Annotated in this window: 23 protein-coding genes and 1 pseudogene; 6 read left to right on the forward strand and 18 right to left on the reverse strand. The window is 63.7% G+C overall.

Annotated elements, in window-relative coordinates:
* Positions 1 to 489 precede the first annotated feature (489 nt).
* From MUB46_RS22765 to MUB46_RS22775, 3 genes are all read right to left on the reverse strand, one after another.
* Positions 490 to 1,008, reverse strand: coding sequence for a hypothetical protein (locus MUB46_RS22765; RefSeq protein WP_261618268.1), 519 nt, complete (start codon positions 1,006 to 1,008; stop codon positions 490 to 492).
* The gene (locus MUB46_RS22770; RefSeq protein ID WP_261618269.1) at positions 1,008 to 2,258 is read right to left on the reverse strand and encodes a tyrosine-type recombinase/integrase; all 1,251 of its coding nucleotides are present in this window, start codon (positions 2,256 to 2,258) and stop codon (positions 1,008 to 1,010) included. The genes MUB46_RS22765 and MUB46_RS22770 overlap by 1 nt, the downstream gene beginning before the upstream one ends.
* Positions 2,259 to 2,499: 241 nt before the next feature.
* Complete coding sequence (locus MUB46_RS22775; protein WP_261618270.1) at positions 2,500 to 2,649, reverse strand: hypothetical protein; 150 nt, start codon at positions 2,647 to 2,649, stop codon at positions 2,500 to 2,502.
* 179 nt (positions 2,650 to 2,828) lie between these two features.
* Between MUB46_RS22775 and MUB46_RS24415 the strand changes: the two are divergent.
* Positions 2,829 to 2,942 (forward strand): annotated as a pseudogene (locus tag MUB46_RS24415) (IS1 family transposase); the annotation flags it as partial.
* A gap of 4 nt (positions 2,943 to 2,946) precedes the next feature.
* Here the strand turns inward: MUB46_RS24415 and MUB46_RS22780 are convergent.
* The 5 genes from MUB46_RS22780 to MUB46_RS22800 form a co-directional block, all read right to left on the reverse strand.
* Positions 2,947 to 3,288: a c-type cytochrome gene (locus tag MUB46_RS22780; protein WP_261618271.1), complete on the reverse strand. Its 342-nt coding sequence runs from the start codon at positions 3,286 to 3,288 to the stop codon at positions 2,947 to 2,949.
* 390 nt (positions 3,289 to 3,678) lie between these two features.
* Positions 3,679 to 4,233: a hypothetical protein gene (locus MUB46_RS22785; protein ID WP_261618272.1), complete on the reverse strand. Its 555-nt coding sequence runs from the start codon at positions 4,231 to 4,233 to the stop codon at positions 3,679 to 3,681.
* Positions 4,234 to 4,277: 44 nt separating this feature from the next.
* Positions 4,278 to 5,060 carry a hypothetical protein gene (locus MUB46_RS22790; protein ID WP_261618273.1) on the reverse strand — a complete coding sequence of 261 codons (783 nt, stop codon included), beginning with the start codon at positions 5,058 to 5,060 and terminating at the stop codon, positions 4,278 to 4,280.
* 185 nt (positions 5,061 to 5,245) lie between these two features.
* Positions 5,246 to 6,226 carry a helix-turn-helix transcriptional regulator gene (locus tag MUB46_RS22795; RefSeq protein ID WP_261618274.1) on the reverse strand — a complete coding sequence of 327 codons (981 nt, stop codon included), beginning with the start codon at positions 6,224 to 6,226 and terminating at the stop codon, positions 5,246 to 5,248.
* A gap of 214 nt (positions 6,227 to 6,440) precedes the next feature.
* Positions 6,441 to 8,255, reverse strand: coding sequence for a tetratricopeptide repeat protein (locus MUB46_RS22800; protein ID WP_261618275.1), 1,815 nt, complete (start codon positions 8,253 to 8,255; stop codon positions 6,441 to 6,443).
* Between the two features lie 319 nt (positions 8,256 to 8,574).
* Here MUB46_RS22800 and MUB46_RS22805 point away from each other — a divergent pair, with 319 nt between their 5' ends.
* The 5 genes from MUB46_RS22805 to MUB46_RS22825 all read left to right on the forward strand — a co-directional run bounded on the left by MUB46_RS22805 (position 8,575) and on the right by MUB46_RS22825 (position 14,329).
* The gene (locus MUB46_RS22805) at positions 8,575 to 8,826 is read left to right on the forward strand and encodes a hypothetical protein (protein ID WP_261618276.1); all 252 of its coding nucleotides are present in this window, start codon (positions 8,575 to 8,577) and stop codon (positions 8,824 to 8,826) included.
* Positions 8,827 to 8,927: 101 nt separating this feature from the next.
* Positions 8,928 to 10,577 carry an arylsulfatase gene (locus MUB46_RS22810; protein ID WP_261618277.1) on the forward strand — a complete coding sequence of 550 codons (1,650 nt, stop codon included), beginning with the start codon at positions 8,928 to 8,930 and terminating at the stop codon, positions 10,575 to 10,577.
* Between the two features lie 130 nt (positions 10,578 to 10,707).
* On the forward strand, positions 10,708 to 12,369 hold the full coding sequence (locus tag MUB46_RS22815) for an arylsulfatase (RefSeq protein WP_425256303.1): 1,662 nt from the start codon (positions 10,708 to 10,710) through the stop codon (positions 12,367 to 12,369).
* Positions 12,370 to 12,450: 81 nt separating this feature from the next.
* Positions 12,451 to 13,449: an HAD family hydrolase gene (locus tag MUB46_RS22820; RefSeq protein WP_261618279.1), complete on the forward strand. Its 999-nt coding sequence runs from the start codon at positions 12,451 to 12,453 to the stop codon at positions 13,447 to 13,449.
* A 133-nt stretch (positions 13,450 to 13,582) separates the two neighbouring features.
* Positions 13,583 to 14,329, forward strand: a complete 747-nt coding sequence (locus MUB46_RS22825) for a hypothetical protein (RefSeq protein ID WP_261618280.1) — start codon at positions 13,583 to 13,585, stop codon at positions 14,327 to 14,329.
* 58 nt (positions 14,330 to 14,387) lie between these two features.
* Here MUB46_RS22825 and MUB46_RS22830 read toward each other — a convergent pair whose 3' ends face one another.
* From MUB46_RS22830 to dctP, 10 genes are all read right to left on the reverse strand, one after another.
* A complete protein-coding gene (locus MUB46_RS22830) occupies positions 14,388 to 15,221 on the reverse strand; it encodes an XdhC family protein (RefSeq protein ID WP_261618281.1) in 834 nt (277 codons plus the stop codon).
* Positions 15,222 to 15,248: 27 nt separating this feature from the next.
* The gene (locus MUB46_RS22835) at positions 15,249 to 16,424 is read right to left on the reverse strand and encodes a vWA domain-containing protein (RefSeq protein WP_261618282.1); all 1,176 of its coding nucleotides are present in this window, start codon (positions 16,422 to 16,424) and stop codon (positions 15,249 to 15,251) included.
* Positions 16,421 to 17,299, reverse strand: a complete 879-nt coding sequence (locus tag MUB46_RS22840) for an AAA family ATPase (protein WP_261618283.1) — start codon at positions 17,297 to 17,299, stop codon at positions 16,421 to 16,423. The genes MUB46_RS22835 and MUB46_RS22840 overlap by 4 nt, the downstream gene beginning before the upstream one ends.
* Positions 17,300 to 17,407: 108 nt before the next feature.
* The gene (locus MUB46_RS22845; RefSeq protein WP_261618284.1) at positions 17,408 to 19,828 is read right to left on the reverse strand and encodes an aerobic carbon-monoxide dehydrogenase large subunit; all 2,421 of its coding nucleotides are present in this window, start codon (positions 19,826 to 19,828) and stop codon (positions 17,408 to 17,410) included.
* Positions 19,825 to 20,319: a (2Fe-2S)-binding protein gene (locus tag MUB46_RS22850; RefSeq protein ID WP_261618285.1), complete on the reverse strand. Its 495-nt coding sequence runs from the start codon at positions 20,317 to 20,319 to the stop codon at positions 19,825 to 19,827. Before MUB46_RS22850 ends, MUB46_RS22845 begins: the two co-directional genes overlap by 4 nt.
* 19 nt (positions 20,320 to 20,338) lie before the next feature.
* Complete coding sequence (locus MUB46_RS22855) at positions 20,339 to 21,202, reverse strand: FAD binding domain-containing protein (RefSeq protein WP_261618286.1); 864 nt, start codon at positions 21,200 to 21,202, stop codon at positions 20,339 to 20,341.
* Positions 21,203 to 21,363: 161 nt separating this feature from the next.
* Positions 21,364 to 22,590 (reverse strand): MHYT domain-containing protein, encoded by a 1,227-nt coding sequence (locus tag MUB46_RS22860; protein WP_261618287.1) that lies wholly within the window; start codon positions 22,588 to 22,590, stop codon positions 21,364 to 21,366.
* 198 nt (positions 22,591 to 22,788) lie between these two features.
* Positions 22,789 to 24,075: a TRAP transporter large permease gene (locus MUB46_RS22865; protein ID WP_261618288.1), complete on the reverse strand. Its 1,287-nt coding sequence runs from the start codon at positions 24,073 to 24,075 to the stop codon at positions 22,789 to 22,791.
* Positions 24,072 to 24,638 (reverse strand): TRAP transporter small permease, encoded by a 567-nt coding sequence (locus MUB46_RS22870; RefSeq protein WP_261618289.1) that lies wholly within the window; start codon positions 24,636 to 24,638, stop codon positions 24,072 to 24,074. Before MUB46_RS22870 ends, MUB46_RS22865 begins: the two co-directional genes overlap by 4 nt.
* Before the next feature lie 13 nt (positions 24,639 to 24,651).
* On the reverse strand, positions 24,652 to 25,638 hold the full coding sequence (gene dctP, locus MUB46_RS22875; protein ID WP_261618290.1) for a TRAP transporter substrate-binding protein DctP: 987 nt from the start codon (positions 25,636 to 25,638) through the stop codon (positions 24,652 to 24,654).
* Positions 25,639 to 25,659 lie beyond the last annotated feature (21 nt).

Genomic DNA, 25,659 nt, shown 5'->3' on the forward strand with positions numbered 1-25,659 from the left:
AAGCAGCCGATGACAAGTCCTTGACCATCAACGGCGACTATCGAGCCGATCGGACGCCATGACGGTTGAACTAATGCACTGTGTGCGCTATCTTCTGAAGTGATCAGCCGCCAAGCATGATCAGTTATCTGAAGCCGGTTCCCTGTTCCTGCAGGGGCCGGCTTCGCCGTATCTGGATATGGCATCGATCACGCCCCTCTCCGGGGGTTCCGATGGCGCTCACGACGGGCAAGCCAATCTCTAACGGCATCAATCCGATAGAACTTCCGACCAGCTACCATGACACTTGGCAGCCCGTCTGGCAGGTTCTCATAGCGGGCAATTGTCCGCTCCGACGCCCTCATCTCGCGGGCGAGTTCTGCCCTGCTGAGATAGGAGTCGAGCAATCCAACATCGCTCATCTTGCACCTTTACTAGGTCACCGCATGGCGGTGGGTTGACGATGCAAGACATGGTAGAAACACGCCCCGGATTTTTCGAAGGGGTGATTTACACTTTAATGTTTGGGCTAAATCGCTCCTGAACCATTTCAAGCGCAACACGGGCGCGCCGATCTGGCGATGGAACCATATTTTTCGTTTTGCTCAAAAATTCCTGATGAAGCACATCAGCCGTCTTCCTTGCGCCGCTAGACTTTCTTTTAGACGTTATATTTTTATAGAGATTGCCGACCTGCGCTTCGCTCAGGCCACCGTGCGCTAGCGCAACTTTCTTCCGCGCTTCCTTGGCTTTACAGCCAGCTTCGATCAATAGCTTGACGGCAGCGACTATGAGTGCGTCGCCTTGCGCCTTGTCCATAGTTGACTGATTTCCATCCCGTTTTTCGAAGCCGCCAAGCAGATCGTTTAGTGGCGCTAACAATCTCGTTTCGATGCCAATGTCGAGAAGGTAGCAGCTCACTCGATAAACCGCCTCAATGTGGCCAGCGCGCTTGTCTTCGGCGAAGGCGTAGACGGCACATTCTAGCCCATCGATCAAATTCTGTAAGGGGCTATCAGTCTCAACCATTACCCGCGCCCCTTCATTTCTACGACTTCGCCTTCCGACATATGCGGCATCACAAGGGCGCCGACACGCTCTGTCGCGGCGCGCAATGGGTCATCGAATAGATGGGCGTATCGGGCGGTCGTGGCGGGCTGTGAGTGCCCCAGCAGAGCGCCAATGACAGGAAGTGATAGCCCCGCGCTGGCGAGGATCGAGGCGTAAGTGTGCCGCAGGTCGTGGATGCGCGCGTCCTTAATCTCAGCGGCTCGACAGAGTGAGGCCCAGTCGCCCTTTATCTCAACGCGATGCCCCGCCCCGGTCCGGCCGGGGAAAACGTATTCAGAGACCTCGGCCGGCTCCCGCCGACTCCGCGCCTTTACTTCAGCTTGCGTCCGGATATCGGCCAGAAGTTGCCGCGCGGGCGCTGAAAGCGGCACCCGGTGTAGTGTCTTCTGCTTTGTTGTGCTGCCGGGCTTCGTCCAGATCCCGTTGGCAAGATCTATATCCGCCCACCGCATCGCCTGTACTTCGCCCCTGCGGGCGCCGGTCAACAGCAACATGCGGATGATGTTCGCCGCCTGTTGGTCCTTGTGTTCGGCCAGGGCGGCAGTCAGAGCGCCAAGCTCTTGCCCGGATAGATATCGGTGCCGCGGCTGCTCCGGGTTTCGTTCAATCCCCTTCGCGGGATTATCGGCGGCCCATTTCCACCTGATTGCCAGTGCAAACATCTTGGAGACCAGCGAAACAATCCGATTGGCCCTCCCAGGTGCGCCACGCTTCGTTACTTTCCGGTGCAGTGCCTCAACGTCAGAGAAGCTGACTTCAGCGACCTTCAGATGCTTCAGCGCGGGCTTGATCTCCTTCGCGATCATAGCCCGATAGTCCTTCGCCGTACTCTTCCGGATCTTCGGCAGGTGCTCCTCCTCGAAACGTTCGCAGAGATCCGCAACCGTCGGCGCTGTGCGATCAGCCTCAAGCTCGGCCATCGGGTCTTCCCCGACATCTATCCGTTTCTTGAGTTCGCTGGCTTCCGTCCGCGCGGCGGAAACGGACCAGTCCGGCCATGAGCCTATGGTGAGCCGCCGCTCGCGGCCGGAGCGGTTTCGATAGTTCAGGATGAAAGCGCGGGCGCCCTTGGCTGTCACTCGGCAGCCGAAGCCCTTCAGGTCGACGTCGTAGTAGACCTTGTTGCCTGTGATCGGCACCGGCAGGTCAATTGGCGTCACCGCGTTCGTGTCGCCCTTGCGGGCCTTGTCGACAAGCCGCTGTTTCATAAACCGTGGGCTCCCGTGTCCGCACTATGTCCGTCCAATTGACGGTATATAATGCGTATACAGTGTCACGCAATGACCGGCACATGACTAACAGAGTCGACTTTGAATCAATGAGTTATGCTGCATTCTAAGAAAAAGTGTCCGTCTCACAAAGACTTAGACTCCGGGTCAAAATGAGATTTGTAAACCGTGGGTCGGGGGTTCGAGTCCCTCAGCCGCACCATTTTCCACGCTAAAACAATTACTTAAAAACAAGTCCCATGACTTTTGGTGACCATAGGGTCACTTCGGGGTTGCCCGCCGAAATGGCGGGGAGGCTGCCGGCAAGTGCGGCGGCCGGAGCGGCTGCGAGACCCGTGACGGCGGCGCGGCGGGTGATTGTCTTCGACATTTCAAGCTTCCTTCGTGGTTGTAGCCGGGAAGAACTCGCGCCGGGTCGTGTATTTAAAGGACGTGCTGTCGGTCATCGCCCCCCTCACGGTGGTTGATGACAAGAGCCTGGCGGGGGTTTCCGCCTCCATCAGGTGCGCCTGTCGTGCGCTCATGCGAGTCGGATTCCAATCGGAGGGCTACGCGCTGGCACTCTCTTTCGTCTGTTACAATTTCTGCCGCATTCACAAGACGATGCGCGTCACGCCCGCGATGTCCGCAGGCCCTTCGGATACCGTGCACGATATGGAATGACGGGCTAATAGCGCTTCTGAGACTCGTAGTAGGCGGCAATGTCTGCATATTCCGCCTCACCAAGCAGTCGCAGTTCCTTCGCCATCTGGCCGTTCTTGCTCGAATCTACCCGTGTTCCCTCGGCATAGTTCTTCATCTCCTGGATCAAATACGCGGCAGGCTGTCCAGCAAGCAACGGCACCACATGCAGAGACGTCGAGCGAGCATTGCCATCCACACCATGGCAACGCGCGCACATTGAACCCTGTGCCAATTTCTTGCCGTTGGCGGGGTCGCCATCAGCCAGCGCAGATGTCGACAGGCCAGAGCAAATCGCGAAAGCCAAGGCTAATGAGGAGTTCGTCATCGATGACCCTCCGTTCACTATTCACCTTCTTGCGATTGATTGGCATTGTGCCACGACACTGCGCTGTGAGCCAGAACGTCCCGCCGGCGGGACGTTTCAGGACGCGGCAACCGTCTTAATAGGCCTCGTCCTCCGGGCCCGCCACGAACATGCCGCCAAGCACGCCACTTGCCGCCATCCCTGCGGCGGGGTCTGAGGGGCGCAGCAGCGGCCTTCGAGTCGCGCCGCCGACAGGTCCGCCAATCAATGCACCGCCAAGGGCACTCCCCAGGCTGGCACCGCCACGCATCCCGCCAAGCGCTCGGATCGCCTGAAACCGGGGCGGACAGTTGCGCGTGTGTCTTCCGCACGCGCAACCCGATGACGGGGACCAACGACCCGTTCTGGGCCTCACTGCTGAGGCTTGATCGCAGTATCGAAAGTGCCGGATACGGCCAGGCAATCGCTGGTGTCCGCCTCCACAAAGGGCCCCTCCTTGCGGCAGATGCGCGTCTCGATTGTTCCCCTGACATGCGGGTCGCCATCGAGCGACAGGCTTTCCAGAGTGATACCGGCGTTCCCGCCGCTCTCGTCGCTGATGATCCCGCCACTCTCGTCGCTGATATAGAAAGGCTCGTCCATTCCGCCCGGCCACCAGCTGACGCTGGCGGTGATGATCGGTGCCGCCTGGTCCCTGCCCATCACGGTCAGGTCGATCGTTACCGTATTGTCCAGGCGCGCCTCCGCCTCCGGATCGAGCGCCTGAATCGTCACCATTACCGACGGCCCGATCGCTATGAAGGTTGCCATTGCCGACCCTTCGGACGGGAAGGCGAGCGTTTCTCCCTGATACGCGACGTCACCGATCGTGGCGGTCACGCTGCCGAGCGTCTCGGTGTCGAGCGCCGAAGCGGGATGCGCGGCCAACAACGCGGCCGGAATCAGAAGATGGGCGAACCGGATCAAGTCTGTGCTCCTGGGTCTTTGTAAGGGTGTTGGAAAATACTGGATCAGGGGAATTCCCAGCCGTCATGGCTGATGCGGAAGATCCGGGGCGTGCTGTCGGGCGCAACCGGATCCACGCGCAAGTTGTATTCGGCGCGTTGCCGCTGCCCGAAATTGGTGCAATCGACGATGACGGTGATCATGCCGCGAAGCATGGGCTGGTCCGGATGGCGACGCGGGGCCTCGCAATGCCCCTCGAAGTCCTGCGCCCCATAGACGGGATCGGCTCCCGCCGCGCCGGACAGGAACCGGTCAACGAGGTCGGCGTGGAAAAACCGTCGCGCGCCGGCCGGTGTATAGAGACCGGTGGTCATTCCCCGATATTCATTAGACCGCATTTCATAGAGCGCGCGCACAAGCTCCTCGGCCGCGGCGACCGGATCGTCGCCGGGGATGCTCGCAACGGACTCTGCATCGGCAGGGCCGTAATCGGGCTCGAGATACCCCGCATTGACCCAGCCCGCGCGCGCCAGTGTGCGATCACGCATCAGGCACCAGCGCGGCGGCAGCGCATCGAGCTCGGCCTCGCTCATCCGCAGGAAATGCGCCGGCGGAATGAACGGAACGCAGGTGATCTGTTCCAGCCCACCCTCGTCATGACGGAAGGACTCGATCACCGGATAGCGGCTGTCCGGCCCCATGCGGGCGTTGAGCACGTCATCTCTCGCTACCCCCACCACACGCCAGTTGTCCGGACCATAGCCATCGATCTCGGCAACGGCCGCACCCGCCGAGGCCGCCAGCGCCAGCCCCGCGATCATCCCGGCCATACGGTTTTTCAGCGTCACAACGCACTCCTCATTCAAGTCCGGCCGGCGCGCGCAAAGCGCAGACTGGCGGGCGACCGTCCGACCACCGCTCAATGGCTCGGACTCCGTGGCGAACAAACCGGCGATGTTCGGAAAAGCAAATAGTGCAGATGCACTATGCGTCGTGGCACGGGACGCGGCGCGATGCAGGCTCGCGCTTCGGCTTATCGATGCGGATCCAGCCCCTCTGCATTCGCGGATCCGAAAACATCCATATGCCGTTGGATCAGTTCCGTCTTGCTGCCGACGTCCAGCTTCTCAAAGATATTGCTGATGTGATTTCGCACCGTCGACGGCGCGACACCGAGCTCCCGGGCGATCTCGCGGAAATCAAGTCCGGACACATAGAACCGCGTGACCTGCCTTTCTCGAGGAGTCAGCCCGGCAAACGCGCCAAGAGCGGTCAAACGGACCAGATAATGCCCGCCCAGCTTTTGCGCGCGGGCCGCGATCGCGCGGCCCTGCCAGGCCTTGCCGCGCAACAGAACGATCAGCCCGTTCTCCGGCAAACGGGCCGACACGCCCCACTCCCGTCGCACCAGATCGGTGAACGGGTCGGGCGCGATCAGCACCCAACCGCCCTGGTCGACAAGACCAACCGATTTGCTTTCGCCGGCATGGCGCAGGAGCGCCGTTTCGCGGTTAATTCTAAGCGCGGAGGACAGATGCGGCATGAGCATGGCCTTCATCATCCGCGCCCTGTCGCAAAAGACGTCCGCGTTCGTGTCGGAGCACAAACCGACGAAGCTGACATAGCCGTCGAGCGGCTCAGCCGAAATCGTCGCCATCATCTGACGCGCGCCGAATGTCTTCCAATGCTCGTTGTAGGCGACTGTATCGCGATATCCTTCGATATCGTCGAACCGCCCGGTCTGTCCCAGGTGGCGCAGGGTGATATCGCAAAACGCGTCCTGATCGGCCACGCCCGACCAATCCTGCAGTACCCGCGCGCTTTGCTCGAATGTGACGAGATCCGTCACCCGGCGCCCTTGCGCCGTACCGCCGCCCCAAACGGCGAAATCGAAGTCCAACAGTCCCTGAAGTCGTTTCAACGTGCGAACACGGAACGCATCGGGATGACAGTCCGCCGCATCCGAATAGAGGGTCAATAGAAAGTCTGAAACAAGCCCGTACTTATCATCCATGAAAATATACTTGTCGGCTAATTTTTTCGGCCCGTTTCGCCGCGGCTTATCCAAGAATCGCGCAAAACATTGGATTTCCATCGATGAAGATAGGCCATCCGGAATGCTCGGCGAGGATCGATCCGTCGCGGCCGGCCGAGTTAAGGCCCGGGCGAGAAGCACCGCCGTGACGCCCGAAAGGGCACCGCATGGATGTCGGACAAGCTAATTGGATTCAGGCCCCAGTCGCTATCCGGCGCGCCTTTTCGAGCCCTGTCTCAAGAGCATCGGTTATGGCGTCGGTTGCTCCGTGGCGCCGGAAATAGCTGGCCGGATCACTGGAAATCGATTCGTAATCCGACATCTTCGCCAATGCCGTCCGTGCCATATCGCGTTTCCCCAGCTCACCCGCGGCGATGGCGATCAGCGCCTGACTGACCCCTCGGCCGTCGGGCGCGGACCGCTCGGCGACGGACAGCATCTGCTCGAAGTCCCCCTTCAGATACAGATCGATCGCGACGAGAACGAAGTACCAGCCCGGCGGGTTCGCCGATCGCTCGATGGCGCGCTTGAGGATGGGTATGCCGTCCTCGAACTTGCCCCGTACGGCGAGCCGCCAGCCGAGCTGCGCCAGCGCCTCGGGGTCGTAAGGATTGAGATCCACCGCCATGCGGGCGAGACGCTCGCTTTCGTCGTATTGGCCGATGTAATGATTGACTGCGGCAAGCGCCTTGAGCGCCAACGGGCTGTTCGGCGCGAGCGTCGCCGCCCGCGTCACCGCCTGCAGGGCCCGGTCATATTCTTCCTGCCGCTTGTCCTCGCCGCGAATCCCGATCCGGCCGGAGTCGACGAGAACCCATCCCAGCATCGCCCAGGCATCGCTGTAGGCCGGGTCGCGCCGCACGGCCTCTTCGAGGCACTGGAGCACCGGCGCGAAGTCCGCGCTGGAGAAATTGCGGCGGAACGCATAGGCGCGTAGCACGCAGACGTAGCTGTGCATGTCCGACACCTGCGGAGTGGTCAGCCGGACGTTCATCTCGCTGTTGACGACACCGTAGGGCTGGCCGAGTTCGGTGGCGATTTCCGCCGACAAGTCCCTTTGCACCTGGATCAGGGCATCGGGCTCCAGCGGACGCTCGTAGGCACGGGCCCACAGCACCTGGCCGCTTGCGGCATCGGTCAGCTGGGTCGCGACGCGGACCTCTTCCGCCTCGGCCCGTACGCTGCCGCTCACGACATAGGCAACGCCGAGGTCGCGCCCCAATTCGGTCGGTCCAGCAGCGCGGATATCCTTCTCCTGTGAGGCCGGGAACGTATAGATCCGGAAGCCCGGGAACAGCATGAGATCGCCGATCAGCTCCTGGCTGATCCCGGTGGCGAGATAGCGGTTGGTCTCGGAATCCCCCAACGCTTCGAACGGCAGGACGACGACGGCCGGCTGATTAACCGTATCGGCCGAGGCGATCGGCTCGACACCGGCCATGCGCTTCATCAACATCCAGCCGGCGATCGCCGCGGCGAGGATTGCGAACATGATGGCCGCAATCAGAAGAACGGGCCGCCGTCCGCGCCCGGACGCCGCAGTATCGTCCGGTTTACCGGTGGTTTCACCAACGCCGGGCTCCTTAGTCCTCCCTCCCGCTTCCGCAGGTGTTGCGTTGGGGGCAAGAGCCGGCTCGTGCCACTCGAAATGCGGCACGTATGAGCCTTTCGGGATCGAGATGCGGACGGGATCGTGGCTTCCGGCGTCGACATAGTAACTGTCGAGGTCGCGCCGCAGACGCCGCGCCTCCAGGCGAACCACCGGATCTGTCTGGGAATCGAACGTTTCGTCGCGGCCGAACACGGCAATCGCGACTGAAAAGCCTTTCAGGCGATCGGCCCGTCCGGAAAGTGTCTCCTCGACGATGTACCGCAGAAAGGCACGCCGCCGCTCGCTCGCCTGTAGGTCCGGGTTCGTCAGGATGCGTTCCAGCTCGACCCGCACCTCGTCCGGGGACGGGCCGCTCGGCGGAATCGGAGACCGGGTAACCGTACTGTGACTCGGCACTGATACGCCCTCGATCCAGAATAGCCGACAGCAACGGCAAGCAATTGAGCCCGCACTTGGAATCCCAAGCATCGAGCCTGAATTCCGTATCGTAATGGTCGGATTGTAGCGGCACCCAACGAGAAAGTCCGTCGTTTTCTCGCGATCCGGCGCATGCGGAAACACGTGCGAACATGTTCGTACCTCGCCTTTACCGGGCGAAATGGGGTTAGATTCCTCCGACCAAACGAACAATCGAAGTGAGGGGCCGCGCGCGCTGCCGCCGAATGCTGCCGTCAGCTGCTGTCATCGGCCCCGAACTGTACCGCGGACAGGTGCAATGGAGGCGATCCGCGCAATCGTCGACCGGTTTCCGAGGCGAGAGCTCGACATCCGACGGCGCTGCGCCAGCGACTCCCGATTCAGGGCCATCTGCCAGGACTACGAGGAAGCCGCGGCCGCGCTCAGCAACTGGCTGTACATCTCGTCCGACAACAGCACAAGGATCGAGGAGTACCGAAGCTTCCTCGTGGAACTCGAGGCCGAAATCCTGACCCAGCTTGAGAATTGTCAGGCCCGAGAAGGCTCGTGAGCGAATGGGCACCGAATGGTCCGGGCAAGAAACAGGAAACGCAAACTCAGGAGGGACCGATGACACGGCCCAACACATTTCACCCCAACCGGAGACGGAGTATGAACCGAATAGCCCTATCAATTCTTCCGGCGCTCGCGCTCGGCCTTGCCGCGTACAGCGCGGCACAGGCACAGACCGCCGCGGGCAGCAAGCCGAACATCCTGCTGATCGTCTCGGACGATACCGGCTGGGGCGATCTGGGCCCGTATCTCGGTGGCGAAGGACGGGGCATGCCGACCCCGAACTTCGACCGTCTGGCCGATGAAGGCATGACCTTCACGAACTTCTACGGTCAGCCGAGCTGCACGCCCGGCCGCGCCGCGATCCAGACGGGTCGCATTCCCAACCGCAGCGGCATGACGACCGTGGCCTTCCAGGGCCAGGGCGGCGGTCTTCCCAAGGCGGAATGGACGCTGGCCTCCGTCCTGAAGGAGGCGGGCTACAAGACCTACTTCACCGGCAAATGGCACCTGGGCGAGAGCGACTACGCGCTGCCGAACGCGCAGGGCTATGACGTGATGAAGCACGCCTTCCTCTATCACCTCAACGCCTACACCTACACTGATCCCAAATGGCACAAGGGCATGAGCCCGGAACTGCGGGAGATGTTCCAGAAGGTGACCAAGGGCTCGCTGTCCGGCAACGCCGGCGAAGAGGCCAAGGAAGACTTCAAGGTCAACGGCGAGTACGTGAATACGCCGGAAAAGGGCGTCGTCGGCATTCCCTTCGTCGATGAATACGTGGAGAACGACGCGATCGAGTTCCTGGAGGACGCGGCGAAGGACAAGGACACGCCGTTCTTCATCAACGTGAACTTCATGAAGAACCACCAGCCGAACATGCCGGCGCCGGAATTCGAGGGCAAGTCGATCTCGAAGACCAAATACGCCGATGCCGTGGTCGAGCTCGACACCCGTGTCGGCAACATCCTGAAGAAGCTCGACGAGCTGGGCCTCGCCGACAACACGGTCGTCTTCTATACCGTCGATAACGGCGCCTGGCAGGACGTCTATCCGGACGCCGGCTATACACCGTTCCGCAGCACCAAGGGTACGGTTCGCGAAGGCGGCAGCCGCGTTCCCACCATGGTCCGCTGGCCGAACCATGTGAAAGGCGGCACCGTCAGCCACGACATCCTCGGCGGTCTCGACCTGATGGCGACCTTCGCGTCGCTTGCCGGCCAGGCGCTTCCGGAGAACGACCGCGAAGGCCAGCCGATCATCTTCGACAGCCACGACATGACGCCCGTCTGGACGGGAACCGGCAAGTCGGATCGCAAGGATTGGTTCTACTTCACCGAGGACGAGCTGAGCCCGGGCGCCGTTCGCGTCGGCAACTTCAAATATGTCTTCAATCTGCGCGGTGACGACGGCGCACAAACCGGCGCACTGGCGGTCGATACCAATCTCGGCTGGAAAGGCCCGTCGAAATACGTCGCCACCATCCCGCAGGTCTTCGACCTCCTGCAGGATCCACAGGAGCGCTACGACATCTTCATGACCAACTACACCGAAAGCACGTGGGCCGTTGTTCCGGCAAACGAGGCTGTCGGGAATTTGATGAAGACATACGTCAAGTATCCGCCCCGCAAGCTGCAGAGCGAGACCTATACGGGACCGATAACCATCTCGAATTACCAGCGGTTCAAGTATGTCCAGGAACAGCTGGCCAATGATGGGTTCCAGATCGGGCTGCCGACCGGCAACTGATCGACCAACGACAAGGCTCGCCCCGCCCTCGCGCGGGGCGAGCCACTTTTGACTAAAAAACCGACAGGTGATGAACGAGAGATCGTGACAAGCGGTCCAGCAAACACCTCAAGCCGAGGAGGACCTGACAATGTCTGTTCTAGCCACTCGATCAATCAAAGCGCGAACGCGTTTCAGCGCTATCCTGGCGACCTCGTTCATGATGGCAGCCGGCTTCGCCCCGCCAGCCGCCACCGACGCGGCCGCGCAGGACGCCAAGAAGCCCAATATCGTCTTCATCATGGGAGACGATATCGGCATGTGGAACATCGGCGCCTACCACCGCGGCCTGATGGCCGGGAGGACGCCGAACATCGACAAGCTCGCAGCGGAAGGGGCGATCTTCACCGACTACTATGCCGAGGCGAGCTGCACCGCCGGGCGAGCCAATTTCATCACCGGCGAGTTGCCGATCCGCACGGGCCTGACGACGGTCGGCCAGGCCGGCGCGACCATCGGAATGCCGGACAAGGCTCCGACGATCGCGACAGCCCTGAAGGAACTCGGCTACGCCACCGGGCAATTCGGCAAGAACCATCTGGGGGACCGGAACGAGTTCCTGCCGACCGTCCACGGTTTCGACGAGTTCTGGGGTTACCTCTACCACCTCGACGCCATGGAGGATCCGTGGCATCCGAACTACCCGCAGGACCTGCTCGACAAGGTCGGGCCGCGCAACCTCCTGCACACCTTCGCCACCGACAAGGACGACCCGACAGTCGATCCCCGCTGGGGCAAGGTCGGTAAGCAGCGCATCATCGACGAGGGACCGCTGCCGCCGCATCCGACCGAAGGCGTCAAGTACAACATGGAAACGGTCGACGAAGTCATCCGCGACCGCGCCTTCGACTTCATGGATAATGCCCAGCAGGACGGCAAGCCGTTCTTCGTCTGGCTCAATCCGACCCGGATGCACGTGTTCACCCATCTTTCTCCGAAATACGAGAAGATGCGGAATGCGAACAACGGCTGGACCATCCAGGAAGCCGGCATGGCCCAATTCGACGACATCATCGGCGACGTGATGAACAAGCTCGAAGAGATGGGACTCGCCGACAATACGATCATCGCGGTGACCACGGACAACGGCACCGAGGGGTTCTCATGGCCCGATGGCGGCACGACGCCGTTCAAGGGTTGGAAGGGCATGGGCACCGAAGGCGGTTTCCGCGTTCCGCTCGTCGTTCGCTGGCCAGGCAAGGTCGAGGAAGGCCAGGTCATCAACGCCGTGATGTCCGGGCTCGACTGGTTCCCGACCTTCGTCGCCGCCGCCGGCTACGACGGCGACATCGCCGCCGACCTGAAGAAGGGCACGACGCTCAACGGCACGGAGTACAAGGTTCATCTGGACGGCTACAACCAGCTCGACATGTTGACCAAGGGGGCCGAGTCCGCGCGCAACGAGGTCTGGTATTTCACCGAGTCCACCCTGGCCTCGGCCCGGATCGGCGATTTCAAGTACGTCTTCATCGATCAGCCCGACGGGTGGTTCGGCCCGAAGGTGCATCTCGATTGGCCCGGAATTTATAATCTGCGGCTCGATCCGTTCGAGAAGATGAATATCGGGGACTCGCTGTTCGCCGCGAACTGGTGGGCGTTCGAGTTCTGGCGGTTCGTCTTCGTCCAGCAGGAGGTCGCGACGCTGGCCAAGTCGGCGGTCGACTATCCGCCGATGCAGCCGGGCGCGAGTTTCAATCTTTCCGCCGTCAAGGCTCAGGTCGAAAAGGCCATGCAGAACCGGACCGGCAACTGACCTGACACCAATGCGGTTCGCCCGGCCTTGCGAGGGGGCGAACCGCCCAAGTCCAACCACCATGGCGAAAGAGGCAGTCCTATGCTCAGACGATCATTCGTTTCGATAATCGCTGCAGGGGTGCTCGCCGCACTTCCCCTCGCAGCCGCTGCGCAAGCCCAGACCGATCCCCTTCCCTCTTGGAACGACGGTGCGACAAAGGCCGCGATCGTCGACTTCGTCGCCGCGGTAACGACCGAAGGCGGGCCGGACTACGTAGCCCCCAACAACCGCATCGCCACCTTCGACAATGACGGAACGCTCTGGGTCGAGCAGCCCATGTATGTGCAGCTCGCCTTCGCGCTGGACCGGGTAAAGGCGATGGCGCCCGACCATCCGGAATGGAAGGACAAGGAACCCTTCAAGTCCGTGCTCGCCGGCGACATGAAGAGCGTCGCCGCGTCCGGCAAGAAGGGTCTCGCCGAGATCATCGCCGCGACCCACGCCGGCATGAGCACCGAGGACTTCGAGAAGATCGTCACCGACTGGATCGCGACGGCGAAGAACCCCGAGACCGGAAAGCTCAACACGGCGATGATCTATGAGCCGATGCTCGAACTCATCGATTACCTCAAGGCCAACGGCTTCGACGTCTTCATCGTCTCGGGCGGCGGCATCGAGTTCATGCGCCCCTGGACCGAAACGACCTACGGCATTCCACCTGAGAATGTCGTCGGTTCCTCGATCAAGCTGAAATACGAGGAATCCGACAAGGGCCCGGTGATCATGCGCCTGGCCGAACTGAATTTCGTCGATGACGGACCAGGCAAGCCGGTCGGCATCCAGAGCCATATCGGCAAGCGGCCGATCGCGGCCTTCGGCAATTCCGACGGCGATTTCCAGATGTTGGAATGGACGACGACAGGGCCCGGCAAGCGGCTCGGCATGATCGTCCACCACGACGATGCCGCGCGCGAGTTCGCCTATGATCGCGACTCCCATATCGGCAAGCTCGACAAGGCGATGGACGCAGCCCCCAAGGAGGGCTGGCACCTGATCAGCATGAAGGACGACTGGAAACAGGTTTTCCCGGATCAGTAGACCGGCCGACGAGCCGACGTCAGCTGACCTGTCTCAATCAGGCACGTGTCTTCGACGCACCGCCATGTGCAAATCGGGGGAACGGAAGATGAGGCTAAGTCTATCTGCGTCCATAGCGGGCGCGATCGCGCTTATGGCGCCCGCCATCGCTGTCGCGCAGGACAATGATGCCGATCTTGCCGCGCAGGCGGCCAACCCGATCGCCAACCTGATCAGTCTTCCGCTGCAGTTCAACTGGGATTGCTGCTTTGGCCCGAAGGACGGCGACAGGTTCTATCTCAACGTCCAGCCGGTCGTTCCCATCACCCTGAACGACGACTGGAACCTGATTGTCCGGACCATTCTGCCGCTGCAGAGCCTGCAGAGCCCGATGGCCGGCGTTCCCACGATGTCCGGACTCGGCGACACCACGCAGAGCTTCTTCTTCTCGCCGAAGGCGACAGGCGGATTCACCTGGGGTGTCGGGCCGGTATTCCTGTGGCCGACGGGAAGCAACGGCTGGAGCTCGCGGCAGTGGGGCGCCGGGCCGACCGGTGTCGCGCTCTATCAATCACACGGCTGGACGGTGGGCGTCCTGGCCAATCACGTCTGGGGATATGCCGGCGCGAACGGCGTGCCGGAGGTGAACGCGACCTACCTGCAGCCCTTCGTGGGGTACACGTTCCCCGACTCCACGGGGATATTCCTGAACACCGAAACCACCTACGACTGGACCAACGAGACCTGGAACGTCCCGATCAACCTCATGGTTTCGCACATCTACACGGTGTTCCATCAGAAGGTTCAGTTCCAGGTTGGTGCCCGGTACTGGGCGGAAACGCCGACCGGCGATCCCGATTGGGGCGGCCGGTTCTCCATGACCTTCCTGTTTCCGAAGTGATGCCGGACCGGGGCGTGTAGACCCCGGAGGCGGTACCGCGGGGTCGGACGAACGCCACTCAGACCGCCTCGCCGCCCGCCAATTCCGACGGCCACGCGCGGGCGGCCCGGCGGCGAACCTTGACGATCTCCCCCAGGATCGACAGGGCGATCTCCTCGGGCTCGATGGCGCCGAGGTCGAGGCCGGCGGGTCCGTGCAGGGCGGCCTTGGCGTCGGCCGGCGCCTCCGGGCCGATCTGGTCGAGAAGCTTGGCGATCTTCCGTCTGCTGCCGACCATGCCGACATAGCCCGCGCCGGACGACAGCGCCGCCTTGAGCGCCTCGCGGTCGCGTTTGCCCTGGGTCGCGACGACCACAGCATCCCGATCGCCGAGGTCGAGCGCGCCCAGATCGAAGTCGGTGCGCGTTTCGTCAATGCCGGAAAACCGGTCTAGGTCTTCCTCGCGTGCCGCGACGATGGTGCGGTAGCCCATGGCGACTGCGATCGTGGCGAGCGTCGTGGCCACCGGCGACGCCCCGCAGACCACCAACCGGGCGGCCTGCCGCATCGGCTCGAAGAAGATGTCGACGGTGCCACCGCTCGGACAGCTCGACGTGTGCAATTCCACACCGTCCACATCGACGGGCTCGACCACGTCCTCCTTCGGCTTGACGCGGATCATGCGCGGCTTGCCGTCGGCCAGCGCCTCGAGGCCGACGCGCTTGACGGCGCCGGTGACGCAGCCGCCGCCGATGAAGCCGTGCACCGCGCCGTCGCGCGTCACCACGGCCTTGGCGCCGGCCTTCGCCGAGGTCGCCGCGGCGGTGCGGATCACCGTCGCGACGCAAAAATCCTCGCCCGACTGACGCAGGCGGTCCATCAGGTCGAGCGTGTTCGATGCGGTCTTGCTCATCGCTTTGCCTCCGACAGGGGCATCACCTCACAACCGGCCAAGATCGTCCTCGATCCCGGCCAGGGATTCCAACGTGTTCGCGGCGGCGAAGTGGTCGATCAGCGGCAGCGCCGCCGCCATCGCCCGCGTGATCGGCTCGTAGTCGCGCCAGCCCAGCATCGGGTTGAGCCAGACGATACGGCGCACCCGCTTCTTCAACCGCGTCAACTCGGCGACCAGCGTCTCCGGCGTGCCGGTATCGTAGCCGTCGCTCAACACCATGAAGACCGTGCGCGAATTGAGCGCGCGCTTGGCGTAGCGGTCGTTGAAGACCTTCAGGCATTCGCCGAGCCTCGTGCCGCCGCCGAAGCCCTCGGCCATCAGCGCCAGCCGGGTCATGGCCTTCACGGTGTCCTTGTCTTTGAGCGCATCGGTGACCCGGATCAGCCGCGTGTGGAACAGGTAGGCGTCGGCGTCGATCCACTCGCAGACCAGCCCCTTCACGAACTGCAGGAAAAAGCGGCTGTACAGCTTCATCGAGCCCGACACGTCGAGCAGCACGACGATGCGCACCGGACGGTCCGGACGGGCACGACGGACCAGCGTAATGGGCTCGCCGCCATGGCCGATATTGGCGCGAATGGTGCGGCGCAGGTCGAGCTTCGGCCCCTTCGCCGCGACAGAGAAACGCCGCGACAGGCGGTAGCGCATGGCCGCGGCCAGCCTGTAGGCGAGCCGCTCGGCCTCGGCGATCTCGTCGCGGTCGGCGACATGGCGAAGATCCGCCTTGCGCACCGCGGTCTGCCGCGAGGCGACGATGCGGCCCGCCGCCTCGCCCGCGGCATCCTGTTCAGTGTCCCCTCCCCCGCGCGCATCGCCGAGGCCGCTTGCCGCGCTGTCGGGCAGATGATCGGACCAGATCGTCGGTTTCGTCGCGGCCGCGCGCTGGTGCGGACTGCCCGCACCGGCCGCCGTGCGTTCGCGCCCGCGGGCAAACCAGTAGGCTTCGAACAGGTCGTCGAAGCGCGCCCATTCCTCGTGCCTGCCGGTCAGCAGGATTTTCAGGCCGTTGCGCACCTGCGCCGCCTGAAGCGGCCCGATCCGGTCGATGAGCGTCAGCGCGGCCTGCGTCTCGGCCGGACCGACGGCGAAATCGTTCAGCCGCAGATGGTCTATGAAGCCGGCCACCCGGCGGGCGATTGGCGCGTGGGCGGGCGCGGTCATGCCGCGTGGCCGACGAGCCGGCCGGTGACCTCCCGGGTCACCGCCTTGGCGTCGGCTTCCGTCTTCAACAGGCAGATCAGGCTCGACTGGAAGGCGTCGGGATCCTGGTCGAGGGTCTTGAGGCCCAGTCCGGTCAGCGCCGCGGCCCAGTCGAGTGTCTCGGCGATGCCGGGCGCTTTCTCCAGGTCTTCCTTCCGCAGTTCCCGCACGAAACGGGCGACCTGCACCGCGAGCTGCTCCTCGATGTCGGGCAGATGCGACAGGATGATCGCCAGTTCCCGCTCGGGATCCGGGAACTCGACATAGGCGTAGAGGCAGCGCCGCCTCAGCGCGTCTGAGAGCTCGCGCGTCCCGTTCGAGGTGAGAATGACGTGCGGAACACTCTTCGCCGTGACAGTGCCAAGCTCGGGGATGGTGATCTGGAAATCCGACAGGATCTCCAGGAGATAGGCCTCGAATTCCTCGTCCGCCCGGTCGATTTCGTCGATCAGCAGCACCGGCGCCTTGTCCTGGCTGATCGCTTCCAGCAGCGGACGGCGCAGCAGATAGTCTTCGGAAAAGATGTGCTTTTCGATCTCGGCGGCGCCGATGTTCTCGTGCTCGCTCGCCTTGATCGCCAGAAGCTGGCGCTGGTAGTTCCACTCGTAGATCGCCGCGTTGGCGTCCAGTCCTTCGTAGCACTGCAGCCGGATCAGCCTGGTATCCAGGATCGCGGCAAGCGCCTTGGCGATCTCCGTCTTGCCTACGCCCGCCTCGCCCTCCAGCAGGAGCGGCCGCTTCAGCGTCAGGGCGAGCTGCAGCGCCGTCGCCAGCGTATCGTCGGCGACATAGTGAACCTGGGCGAGGCGTTGCTTGAGATCCGCGACTGTTTCCATGGTCCTAACTTGGGAATACCGGAGACCGAATACGAGATCCGGCCCCCGGCACCCTCCCCAGACATAGAGCGGTCCAATCTGGCAAGAACCGCTCCTAGCCCCGGTCGTTCAGCCGTTCAGGCCGAGCTTTTCCGCCGTCTTCCAGACCCGCCAGTGATCATGCGGCATCTGGGTATGCGTCAGGCCCTTGTGGGCGAACGCATCGTTGACCGCGTTCGAGAAGGCCGATACGCCGCCGACATTCGGGCTTTCGCCCACGCCCTTGGCGCCGATCGGGTGATGCGGCGACGGCGTCACCGTGTAGTCGGTCTCCCAGGCCGGGGTCTCGACCGCGGTCGGCAGGAAGAAATCGAGCAGGCTGCTGCCCTTGACGTTGCCGATCTCGTCGTAGGCGATCTCCTGGCCCATGGCGATCGCCAGCGACTCCGTCAGGCCGCCATGCACCTGCCCCTCGATGATCATCGGGTTGATCCGCGTACCGCAATCGTCCAGCGCGTAGAAGCGGCGGATGTCCGTGACGCCGGTGTCGACGTCGACGTCGACGACGCAGATATAGGCCCCGAACGGATAGGTCATGTTCGGCGGATCGTAGTAGCTGACCGCCTCGAGACCCGGCTCGAGACCCGGGATCGCCTGGTTGTAGGCGGCGAACGCGATCTCGGCCATCGTCTTGTGCTGCTCGGGATTGCCCTTCACCTGGAAGCGGTCGACGTCCCATTCGAGGTCGTCCTCGTGCACCTCGAGCAGATAGGCGGCGATCATCTGTGCCTTGGCGCGGATCTTACGACCGGCCATCGCGGTGGCCGCGCCGGCGACCGGCGTCGATCGCGAGCCGTAGGTGCCCAGACCGTAGGGCGCGGTATCGGTATCGCCCTCCTCGACGGTGATCTGGTCGGCGGGAATGCCGATTTCGCTCGCCAGGATCTGCGCGAACGTCGTGGCGTGGCCCTGCCCCTGGCTGATCGTGCCGAGCCGGGCGATGGCGCTGCCCGTCGGGTGGATGCGGATTTCGCAGGAGTCGAACATGCCGAGCCCCAGGATGTCGCAGTTCTTCACCGGTCCGGCCCCGACGATCTCGGTGAAGAAGGCGACGCCGATGCCCATCAGCTTGCGGGTCTCGCCGCGATCGAAGGCCTCGCGGTTCGCGTTCTGCTCGGCGCGCAGCCCGGCGTAGTCGACGGTCTTCATCGCCTTGTCGAGCGCCGTCTCGTAGTCGCCGGAATCGTATTCCCAGCCGAGCGCAGAGGTATAGGGGAACTGGTCCTTCCGGATGAAGTTCTTCATCCGGATCTCGGCCGGGTCCATGTCCAGCTTGCGCGCCAGAATGTCGATCATCCGCTCGATGAAGTAGGACGCCTCCGTCACCCGGAACGAGCAGCGATAGGCGACCCCGCCCGGCGCCTTGTTGGTGTAGACGCCGTCGACCGACACGTGCGCCAGCGGAATGTCGTACGACCCCGTGCAGATATTGAAGAATCCGGCCGGGAACTTCGTCGGATCGGCGCAGGCGTCGAACGCGCCGTGATCGGCGAGCACGTGGCAGTCGAGCGCCGTGATGCGCCCGTCCCTGGTCGCCGCGATCTTGCCGCTCATGTGATAGTCGCGGGCGAACGCCGTGGACGTCAGGTTCTCCATGCGATCCTCGACCCACTTGATCGGCACGCCGGTGACGATCGAGGCGACGGCGGCGCAGATGTAGCCGGGATAGACGCCGACCTTGTTGCCGAAGCCGCCGCCGATATCCGGCGAGATGATGCGGATGTTGTGCTCGGGGATGTTGGTGATCAGCGAGGCGACCGTGCGCACCGCGTGCGGCGCCTGGAAGGTGCCCCAGATGGTCAGCTTGCCGTTCACCTTGTCCATCGAGGCGACGCAGCCGCAGGTCTCGAGCGGACAAGGATGGACGCGCTGATAGGTGATCAGTTCTTCGGCCACCACGTCGGCGCCCTCGATCGCCTTGTGAGTGTCCTCCCTGTCGCCGACCGACCAGTTGAAGATGTGGTTGTAGTGCTTCCTCGGCCCGTGCGCGCCGTCCATCTTGTCCTTGATGTCCTCGCGCAGGAGGGGCGCGTTCTCGTCCATCGCCTTGAAGGCGTTGTTGATGGCGGGAAGCTGCTCGTAGTCGACCTCGACGAGGTCCACCGCGTCGGCGGCGACATAGCGGTTCTCGGCGACGACGAAGGCGACTTCCTGGCCCTGGAACAGGACCTTCTCGTCGGCCAGCACCGCCTGCACGTCGCCGGCCAGCGTGGGCATGTAGTGCAGGTTCAGCGGCTTCAGGTCGTCGGCGGTCAGCACCGCGACCACGCCGGGCACGGCCATCGCCGCATCCTTGTTGATCGACTTGATGCGGGCGTGGCCATAGGGACTGCGCACGAAATCGCCGAACAGCATGCCGGGGAGCTTGATGTCGTCGACATAGTGGCCCTTGCCCTGGGTGAACCGCGCGTCCTCGACGCGCTTGCGCTTGCAGCCGAGGCCCTGGAGCTTCTCGGCGCGTTCGACGGTTGTCGGGGTCTGGTCGTTCATTCCGCTGCCTCCCTCGCGCCGGCGAGCTCATCTGCCGCGGCGCTGATGGCTTTGACGATGTTCTGGTATCCGGTGCAGCGGCACAGATTGCCGGAGATGCCCATCCGGATCTCGTCCTCGGTCGGATTCGGGTTCTCCTGCAGCAGCCGGTAGGCCCGGGTGATCATGCCCGGCGTGCAGAAGCCGCACTGCAGGCCATGGTGCTCGCGGAAGGCCTCCTGCAGCGCGTGCAGGGTCCCGTCCGGCGCGGCAATGCCCTCGATCGTGGTGATGTCCGCGCCGTTCGCCTGGGAGACGAACATCGTACAGGCCTTCACCGATTGGCCGTCCAGGTCCACCGTGCAGGCGCCGCAATGGCTGGTGTCGCAGCCGATATGCGGACCGGTGAGGTTCAGCTCCTCGCGCAGGAAGTGGACGAGGAGCATGCGCGGTTCGGCAAGGCCCTCTACCGCCTTGCCGTTGACCGTCATCTTGACGTGCATCTTGCTCATGTCGGTCTCTCGAATGGTGTCAGCGGGCGCGGGAGGCGGCGCGGGCGATGCCGCGGCGCACCATCTGGCCTGCGATCCGGGTACGGAAATCCGCCGGGCCGCGGCCGTCCTCGGCCGGCTGGCAGATGGATTCGGCGGCGGCGACGGCGGCGTTCACCGCAACGGCATCCAGTTCCGTACCGACGAGCGCGGCCCCGGCGGCCTCGGCGAACAACGGCGTGTCGGCGACATTGGTCAGCGCGATCGAGGCGCTGTCGCATTTGCCGCCGGACATGGTGAGGATCACCGCCGCGGCGGCGGTGGCGTAGTCCCCGATCTTGCGCTTCTGTTTCTCGTAGGCGTAGCCGTGACCCTTCGGCGGCGCCTCAATCCTGATCGCCGTCAGCATCTCGCCCGCATCGAGGGCCGTGAAGTAGGCCGCCTCGTAGAAGTCGCGGGCGGAGACCTCGCGCGAACCGTTCGGACCGACGAGCACATAGGCCGCGTCAAGCGCCTGCATCAGCGCCGGCATGTCGTTGCCGGGATCGCCGTTGGCGACGTTGCCGCCGATGGTGCCGAGGTTGCGGATCTGCGGGTCGGCGATCTGCAGAGCCGTCTCGCGCAGGATCGGGCAATATTCGGCGAGCAGGCCGGAGTCGATCACCTCCGCCTGCGTGGTCATGGCGCGGATGGTAAGGGTTCCGTCGGCTTCGTCGATGCCCTTCAACTCGCCGATGTGGCGCAGGTCGATCAGGGTTTCCGGCACCGCCATCCTGAGCTTCATCATCGGGATCAGGCTGTGGCCGCCGGCCAAGACACGCCCGTCCTCGCCGGCTTCGGCGAGAAGCGACAGCGCCTCGGCCACCGTCGAGGGACGATGGTAGTCGAATGCTCCAGGTATCATGGTCTCCTCCTCATGCGGCTTCTTGGTCGACCGCACATTGGGAGGAACGATGGGACCGCAGGCGCTACCGTTGCGAGATCAAACTACCCGGACGCGCGTGAATTTCACGAAATGCGGGCTGGCTGCACGAAATGCGGGAAATGCGGGGCCCGATGGATCGGCTACTGCAGGCCGAGCGCCTTCTGGACGTCCGAGATCCGCGAGCGGCTGACGGGAATCCTGACCTCCCGGTCGCCGCTCAGGAAACAGAACGCCTTGTCGCCTTCACGCTTGAATCCCGCCACATGGCGCAGATTCACGAGATAACTGCGATGGGTCCGGATAAACGGTGCCGTTTCGATGGCTTTTTCGACCCTGGAGATGGACCAGGGGCAGAAAAACTCGGCGGACCCGTTGATGACGCGCGTGTAGTGGCCGTCGGCCCGGAAGGCGGAGATCTGCTCGGTGGCCAGGAACCGGATCGTATTGTCGCGCTCATAGGGAATCCGGCCGGACAGGCCCGGATCCGGCTTCTTTTCGTTCGGGCCGCCGGCGACATAGGCCTTGGACAGGGCTGAATCCGCCTTCGGCGGCACACTCACCGTTCCGGAGGCGCCCGCAACGGTAACGGGCGCGCCCCCGGGAACGCCCCCTGGAACACCGATGGCCACGCCGGCCGGCCGCATGGCCAGCCGCGCCTGGTTCTCGACCGGGATGGCCATCAGCAGGAACAGGCCGCAGATGACGAAGGAAGCGAGCGCGACGATCATCGCCAGCGTCCCCGTCGAGATGTTCGGGGTGGCGACGAAGACGACCGTATCGGTGGCTTCGAAGGTGGTGAAGATCATCGCCACGTAATGCATCGCGGAAATGGCGAGGCCGAGCACCACCGCGCCGCACGCCGTCATCACCCAGGTTCGCCGGCGATAGGCGAGCTCGAGCGCCAGGACCGATGAGCCTATGCCGATCGCCGTCGACAGGACGAGACCGATCGGTTTGTAGGCGATGACGCAGTTCCCGGTGATCGCCGTCATGCCGATATAGTGCATGGAAACGATGCCCAGCCCCGTCAGCGTACCGGCGATCAGGATACGATCCTGCGTCCTTGCGCCGAAATGCAGCGCGATCAGCCCGACGCCGACGACGAGGATCGCCACCAGGGCGGAAATGAGCGTCGGCAGCGCACTGTAGGAGATCGTCAGGGGAATGCTGACCGCGAGCATGCCGACGAAATGCATCGACCATATGCTGCCGCCAAGCGCGACCGCAGCTTCGGCGATGCGCGGGCGGCGGGCGGCGGGATCGAGGTGCCGCAATCCGCTCGTCAGTCGCAGGCCGGTGAACGCCCCCATGATCGCTACCAGCACGGAAGCGACCACCAGGGCCGGATCGTAGGTGACGCTGACCATTCTTTGATCTTAGGCCATCGCGGCCGGGACGTTTCCTCGCCCCGAGTCCTACCAAGTCCTGCCATGCGACGGCAAGGGTGCCCCCGGCGTCCTCACGAACAGGTGCGCGGCGATGCTCTGCGATGAAACGGATGGTCGGCACGGAAAGGACGAACCTGACCGCCCTTTTTCGCCCAAACGCTCCCGTTTCGCCCAGCCCTAGCGGCCAAATCCCGCGCTGTAGGGGAGCCATGTCGCAAGGCCCGGCGCGGCGATCAGCAGCAGCAATCCGCCGATCAGCAGCAGAACGTAAGGCAGCGCGCCACGCACCACCTCCGACAACGGCGCGTCGGTGATGCCCTTGATCACGAACAGGTTCATTCCCACCGGCGGCGTGACCAGCGCCAGCTCCAGGTTGAGCATCAGCAAGACGCCGTACCACACCGGATCGATGCCGAGCTGCGCCATGGTCGGCAGCAGGATCGGCGTCGTGATCAGGATGATCGATATCGTCTCCAGGAACATGCCCATCACGAAGATCAGCACCATGACGACGGCAATGAAGCCGAGCGGACCGAGGCCGAAATGCGTGACCGCCTCGGTGACGCCGACGGGCAGCCGGATGATGGTGATCGCGTGTCCGAAGATGCCCGCCCCCGCGATGATCATGAAGACCATCAGCGACGTGCGCATGGTCTGGTAGGCGCAGACATAGAGATCGCGGACGCCGAAATTGCGATAGACGAGCACCGCGACGGCGAGCGCATAGAAGGAGCCGGCGGCGGCAGCCTCGGAGGCGGTGAAGACGCCGAAGAATATGCCGCCCATGATGATCGGCGGCGCGAGCACCGCCCAGATCGAGCGGCGGATCGCACCGATCGCCCTGGACCAGCCGGCCCAGTCCGGCGTTTCGATGCCCTTGGCCGGTTTTGCGCTGGCGACGCAATAGAGCGCGAAGACCGCCGCCATGATCAGGCCGGGCACCAGGCCGGCGAGGAACAGGGCTCCGATCGAGACTTCGGAGACGATGGCATAAAGGATCATCGGTCCCGACGGCGGGATCAGGATGCCGAGGGTGCCGCCGGCGGCGATCACGCCGAGCGCATCGCGCTCCGGATAGCCGAACCGCTTCATCTGCGGGATCGCGCTCGAGCCGATGCTGAGGGCGGTCGCCACCGAGGAGCCGGAGATGGCGGCGAAGATCGTGCAGGACGCGACGGTGGCGACTCCCAGGCCGCCGCGCACATGGCCGATCACCGTGTGCGCCATGTCGTAGAGATCGTCGATCACCTTCGCCCGGATCATCACCTGCGCCATGAAGACGAACAGCGGAATCGTGGTCAGGATCGAATTGTCGAAATGGGAGAACACCGTATCGGCGATGCCCGAGACCTTGCCTTCGGCAATGCCGAGGACCGCGATCCCGGTCAGGCCGAGCGCGGCGAAGATCGGCATGCCCGACAGGAGCAGCAGGAGCAGGCCGCCGAAGACGAGGACGATCGTCATTGCCGGCCGGTTCCCGCGCCCGGCCCCGCGCCTGTCGCCTTACCCGGCCCCACCGCCGCGTCGAGTATGCGTGCCAGTGCCGTCGCCACCAGTAGCACCGAGCCGATCAAAACAGGCGACTTCGGGATCCACATGGCGATTTCGAGATATCCGGGGGAATAGGACCCGAAGTCGTAGGCGAAGGTAACGGAGCGCCAGGCGCTCCAGCCGAGGACGACCGAGAAGACGAGGACCGCGAGATCGCCCCAGAGCCTGAGGCCTCGGGCGGCGCGGGGCCCCACCCGGTCGGCGATAAGATCGATCGAAATGTGGTCGCCGCGGCGCAGCGCCTCGGCCGCCCCCAGCATGATCGCGGCCACCAGCAGGTAGCCCAGCAGCTCGTCGCCGCCGAGGATCGGCGCGTTGAGCAGGTAGCGGTACGTGATCGCATAGATGACGACCGCGAGCATGACCAGGATCAGAAGCGCGCTCAGGAATCCGCACAGGCGTGCCAGCGCGTAGACCACGCGGCTGAGTGGATGGGAGGCGTCAGCCGCCTCCCCCCCTTCGGTCATGAAGCTCATCGCAAGCTGCGCCTCACAACTTGCCGACCAGCTCGATCAAGGTCTTGCTGTCCGGGCTGTCGGCGAGGAATTTTTCGTCGAAGGCCGGCCGCATCGCCGCCTCCAGCGCGGCATTCTCTTCGGCCGAGTTGATGTGCACCTTCACGCCCTTTTCCTCGAGCTGGCCGGGCGCGGCTGCGCCGGCTTCCTCCGAGGCCTCGATCGCCCAGTTCGCGGCTTCCGCACCCGCCTTCGCCAGCGCGGCCTTCGCCGTGTCCGACAGGCCGTCATACCAGGCCGGATTCACATAGCCGTGGAAGTACACGCTGATGACCGGCAGCACCGTGAAGTGATCCTGGACCTCGTAGTACTTGCGCGACACGGCGGCGGCCGCGTCGGTCAGCCCGGCGTCGATCACACCGGTGGCGAGCGCCTGATAGACCTCGGAGCCGGGCATGGAGGCCGGTGCGGCCCCCATCGCCGCAAGCGAGCCGTCGAAGGTTGGCGTCAGGCCGCGGATCTTGATGCCGTTGAAGTCCTCCGGCTTGACCAGGAACGAGCCGTTGTGGGTGAAGGTCGACGTATTGGTGGTGAACAGCCAGACGACGTTCCGGACGCCCTTATCGAGCAGCTTCTCGCTCAGGAACGCGGCGGCTTCGGAGTCCGGCCATTTCTTCCAGACTTCGATATCGCCGAACGCGAACGGGGCCAGCGTCACGTTCATGATCGGCAGGGTCTTGCCCCACTGGAAATTCACCGAGAAGGCGCACTCGATGTCGCCCTTGGCGACCGAGACGATGTTCTCCTTGGCGCCGACGAGGCTATCGGCGCCGAAGACCTGAACGTCGATCTCGCCGTTCGACTGCGTCTCGACTTCCTCGGCCCAGCGGTCGATCACCTTGGCGATGTGGTGCGCCGGCGGCAGCTGGTGGCTGCAGCGCATTTCGGTGGCTGCCTCGGCGAGCGTCGCCGACGAAGCCATGATCGCCAGCGTGGCGACGAGGGTTGTTGTTTTTCCCATTGTTTCCTCCCTGGGAGTGGT

The organism is Microbaculum marinisediminis (assembly GCF_025397915.1).
GTDB lineage: Bacteria > Pseudomonadota > Alphaproteobacteria > Rhizobiales > Tepidamorphaceae > Microbaculum > Microbaculum marinisediminis.

Coding starts and splice junctions, on each gene's coding strand:
- MUB46_RS22865 (WP_261618288.1), bottom strand. CDS start 24,075: ATGACGATCGTCCTCGTCTTCGGCGGCCTGCTCCTGCTGCTCCTGTCG.
- MUB46_RS22840 (WP_261618283.1), bottom strand. CDS start 17,299: ATGGAAACAGTCGCGGATCTCAAGCAACGCCTCGCCCAGGTTCACTAT.
- MUB46_RS22805 (WP_261618276.1), top strand. CDS start 8,575: ATGGAGGCGATCCGCGCAATCGTCGACCGGTTTCCGAGGCGAGAGCTC.
- MUB46_RS22795 (WP_261618274.1), bottom strand. CDS start 6,226: ATGGATGATAAGTACGGGCTTGTTTCAGACTTTCTATTGACCCTCTAT.
- MUB46_RS22870 (WP_261618289.1), bottom strand. CDS start 24,638: ATGAGCTTCATGACCGAAGGGGGGGAGGCGGCTGACGCCTCCCATCCA.
- MUB46_RS22825 (WP_261618280.1), top strand. CDS start 13,583: ATGGCGCCCGCCATCGCTGTCGCGCAGGACAATGATGCCGATCTTGCC.
- MUB46_RS22775 (WP_261618270.1), bottom strand. CDS start 2,649: ATGTCGAAGACAATCACCCGCCGCGCCGCCGTCACGGGTCTCGCAGCC.
- MUB46_RS22830 (WP_261618281.1), bottom strand. CDS start 15,221: ATGAGCAAGACCGCATCGAACACGCTCGACCTGATGGACCGCCTGCGT.
- MUB46_RS22780 (WP_261618271.1), bottom strand. CDS start 3,288: ATGACGAACTCCTCATTAGCCTTGGCTTTCGCGATTTGCTCTGGCCTG.
- MUB46_RS22835 (WP_261618282.1), bottom strand. CDS start 16,424: ATGACCGCGCCCGCCCACGCGCCAATCGCCCGCCGGGTGGCCGGCTTC.
- MUB46_RS22845 (WP_261618284.1), bottom strand. CDS start 19,828: ATGAACGACCAGACCCCGACAACCGTCGAACGCGCCGAGAAGCTCCAG.
- MUB46_RS22770 (WP_261618269.1), bottom strand. CDS start 2,258: ATGAAACAGCGGCTTGTCGACAAGGCCCGCAAGGGCGACACGAACGCG.
- MUB46_RS22860 (WP_261618287.1), bottom strand. CDS start 22,590: ATGGTCAGCGTCACCTACGATCCGGCCCTGGTGGTCGCTTCCGTGCTG.
- dctP (WP_261618290.1), bottom strand. CDS start 25,638: ATGGGAAAAACAACAACCCTCGTCGCCACGCTGGCGATCATGGCTTCG.
- MUB46_RS22815 (WP_425256303.1), top strand. CDS start 10,708: ATGTCTGTTCTAGCCACTCGATCAATCAAAGCGCGAACGCGTTTCAGC.
- MUB46_RS22810 (WP_261618277.1), top strand. CDS start 8,928: ATGAACCGAATAGCCCTATCAATTCTTCCGGCGCTCGCGCTCGGCCTT.
- MUB46_RS22855 (WP_261618286.1), bottom strand. CDS start 21,202: ATGATACCTGGAGCATTCGACTACCATCGTCCCTCGACGGTGGCCGAG.
- MUB46_RS22850 (WP_261618285.1), bottom strand. CDS start 20,319: ATGAGCAAGATGCACGTCAAGATGACGGTCAACGGCAAGGCGGTAGAG.
- MUB46_RS22820 (WP_261618279.1), top strand. CDS start 12,451: ATGCTCAGACGATCATTCGTTTCGATAATCGCTGCAGGGGTGCTCGCC.
- MUB46_RS22765 (WP_261618268.1), bottom strand. CDS start 1,008: ATGGTTGAGACTGATAGCCCCTTACAGAATTTGATCGATGGGCTAGAA.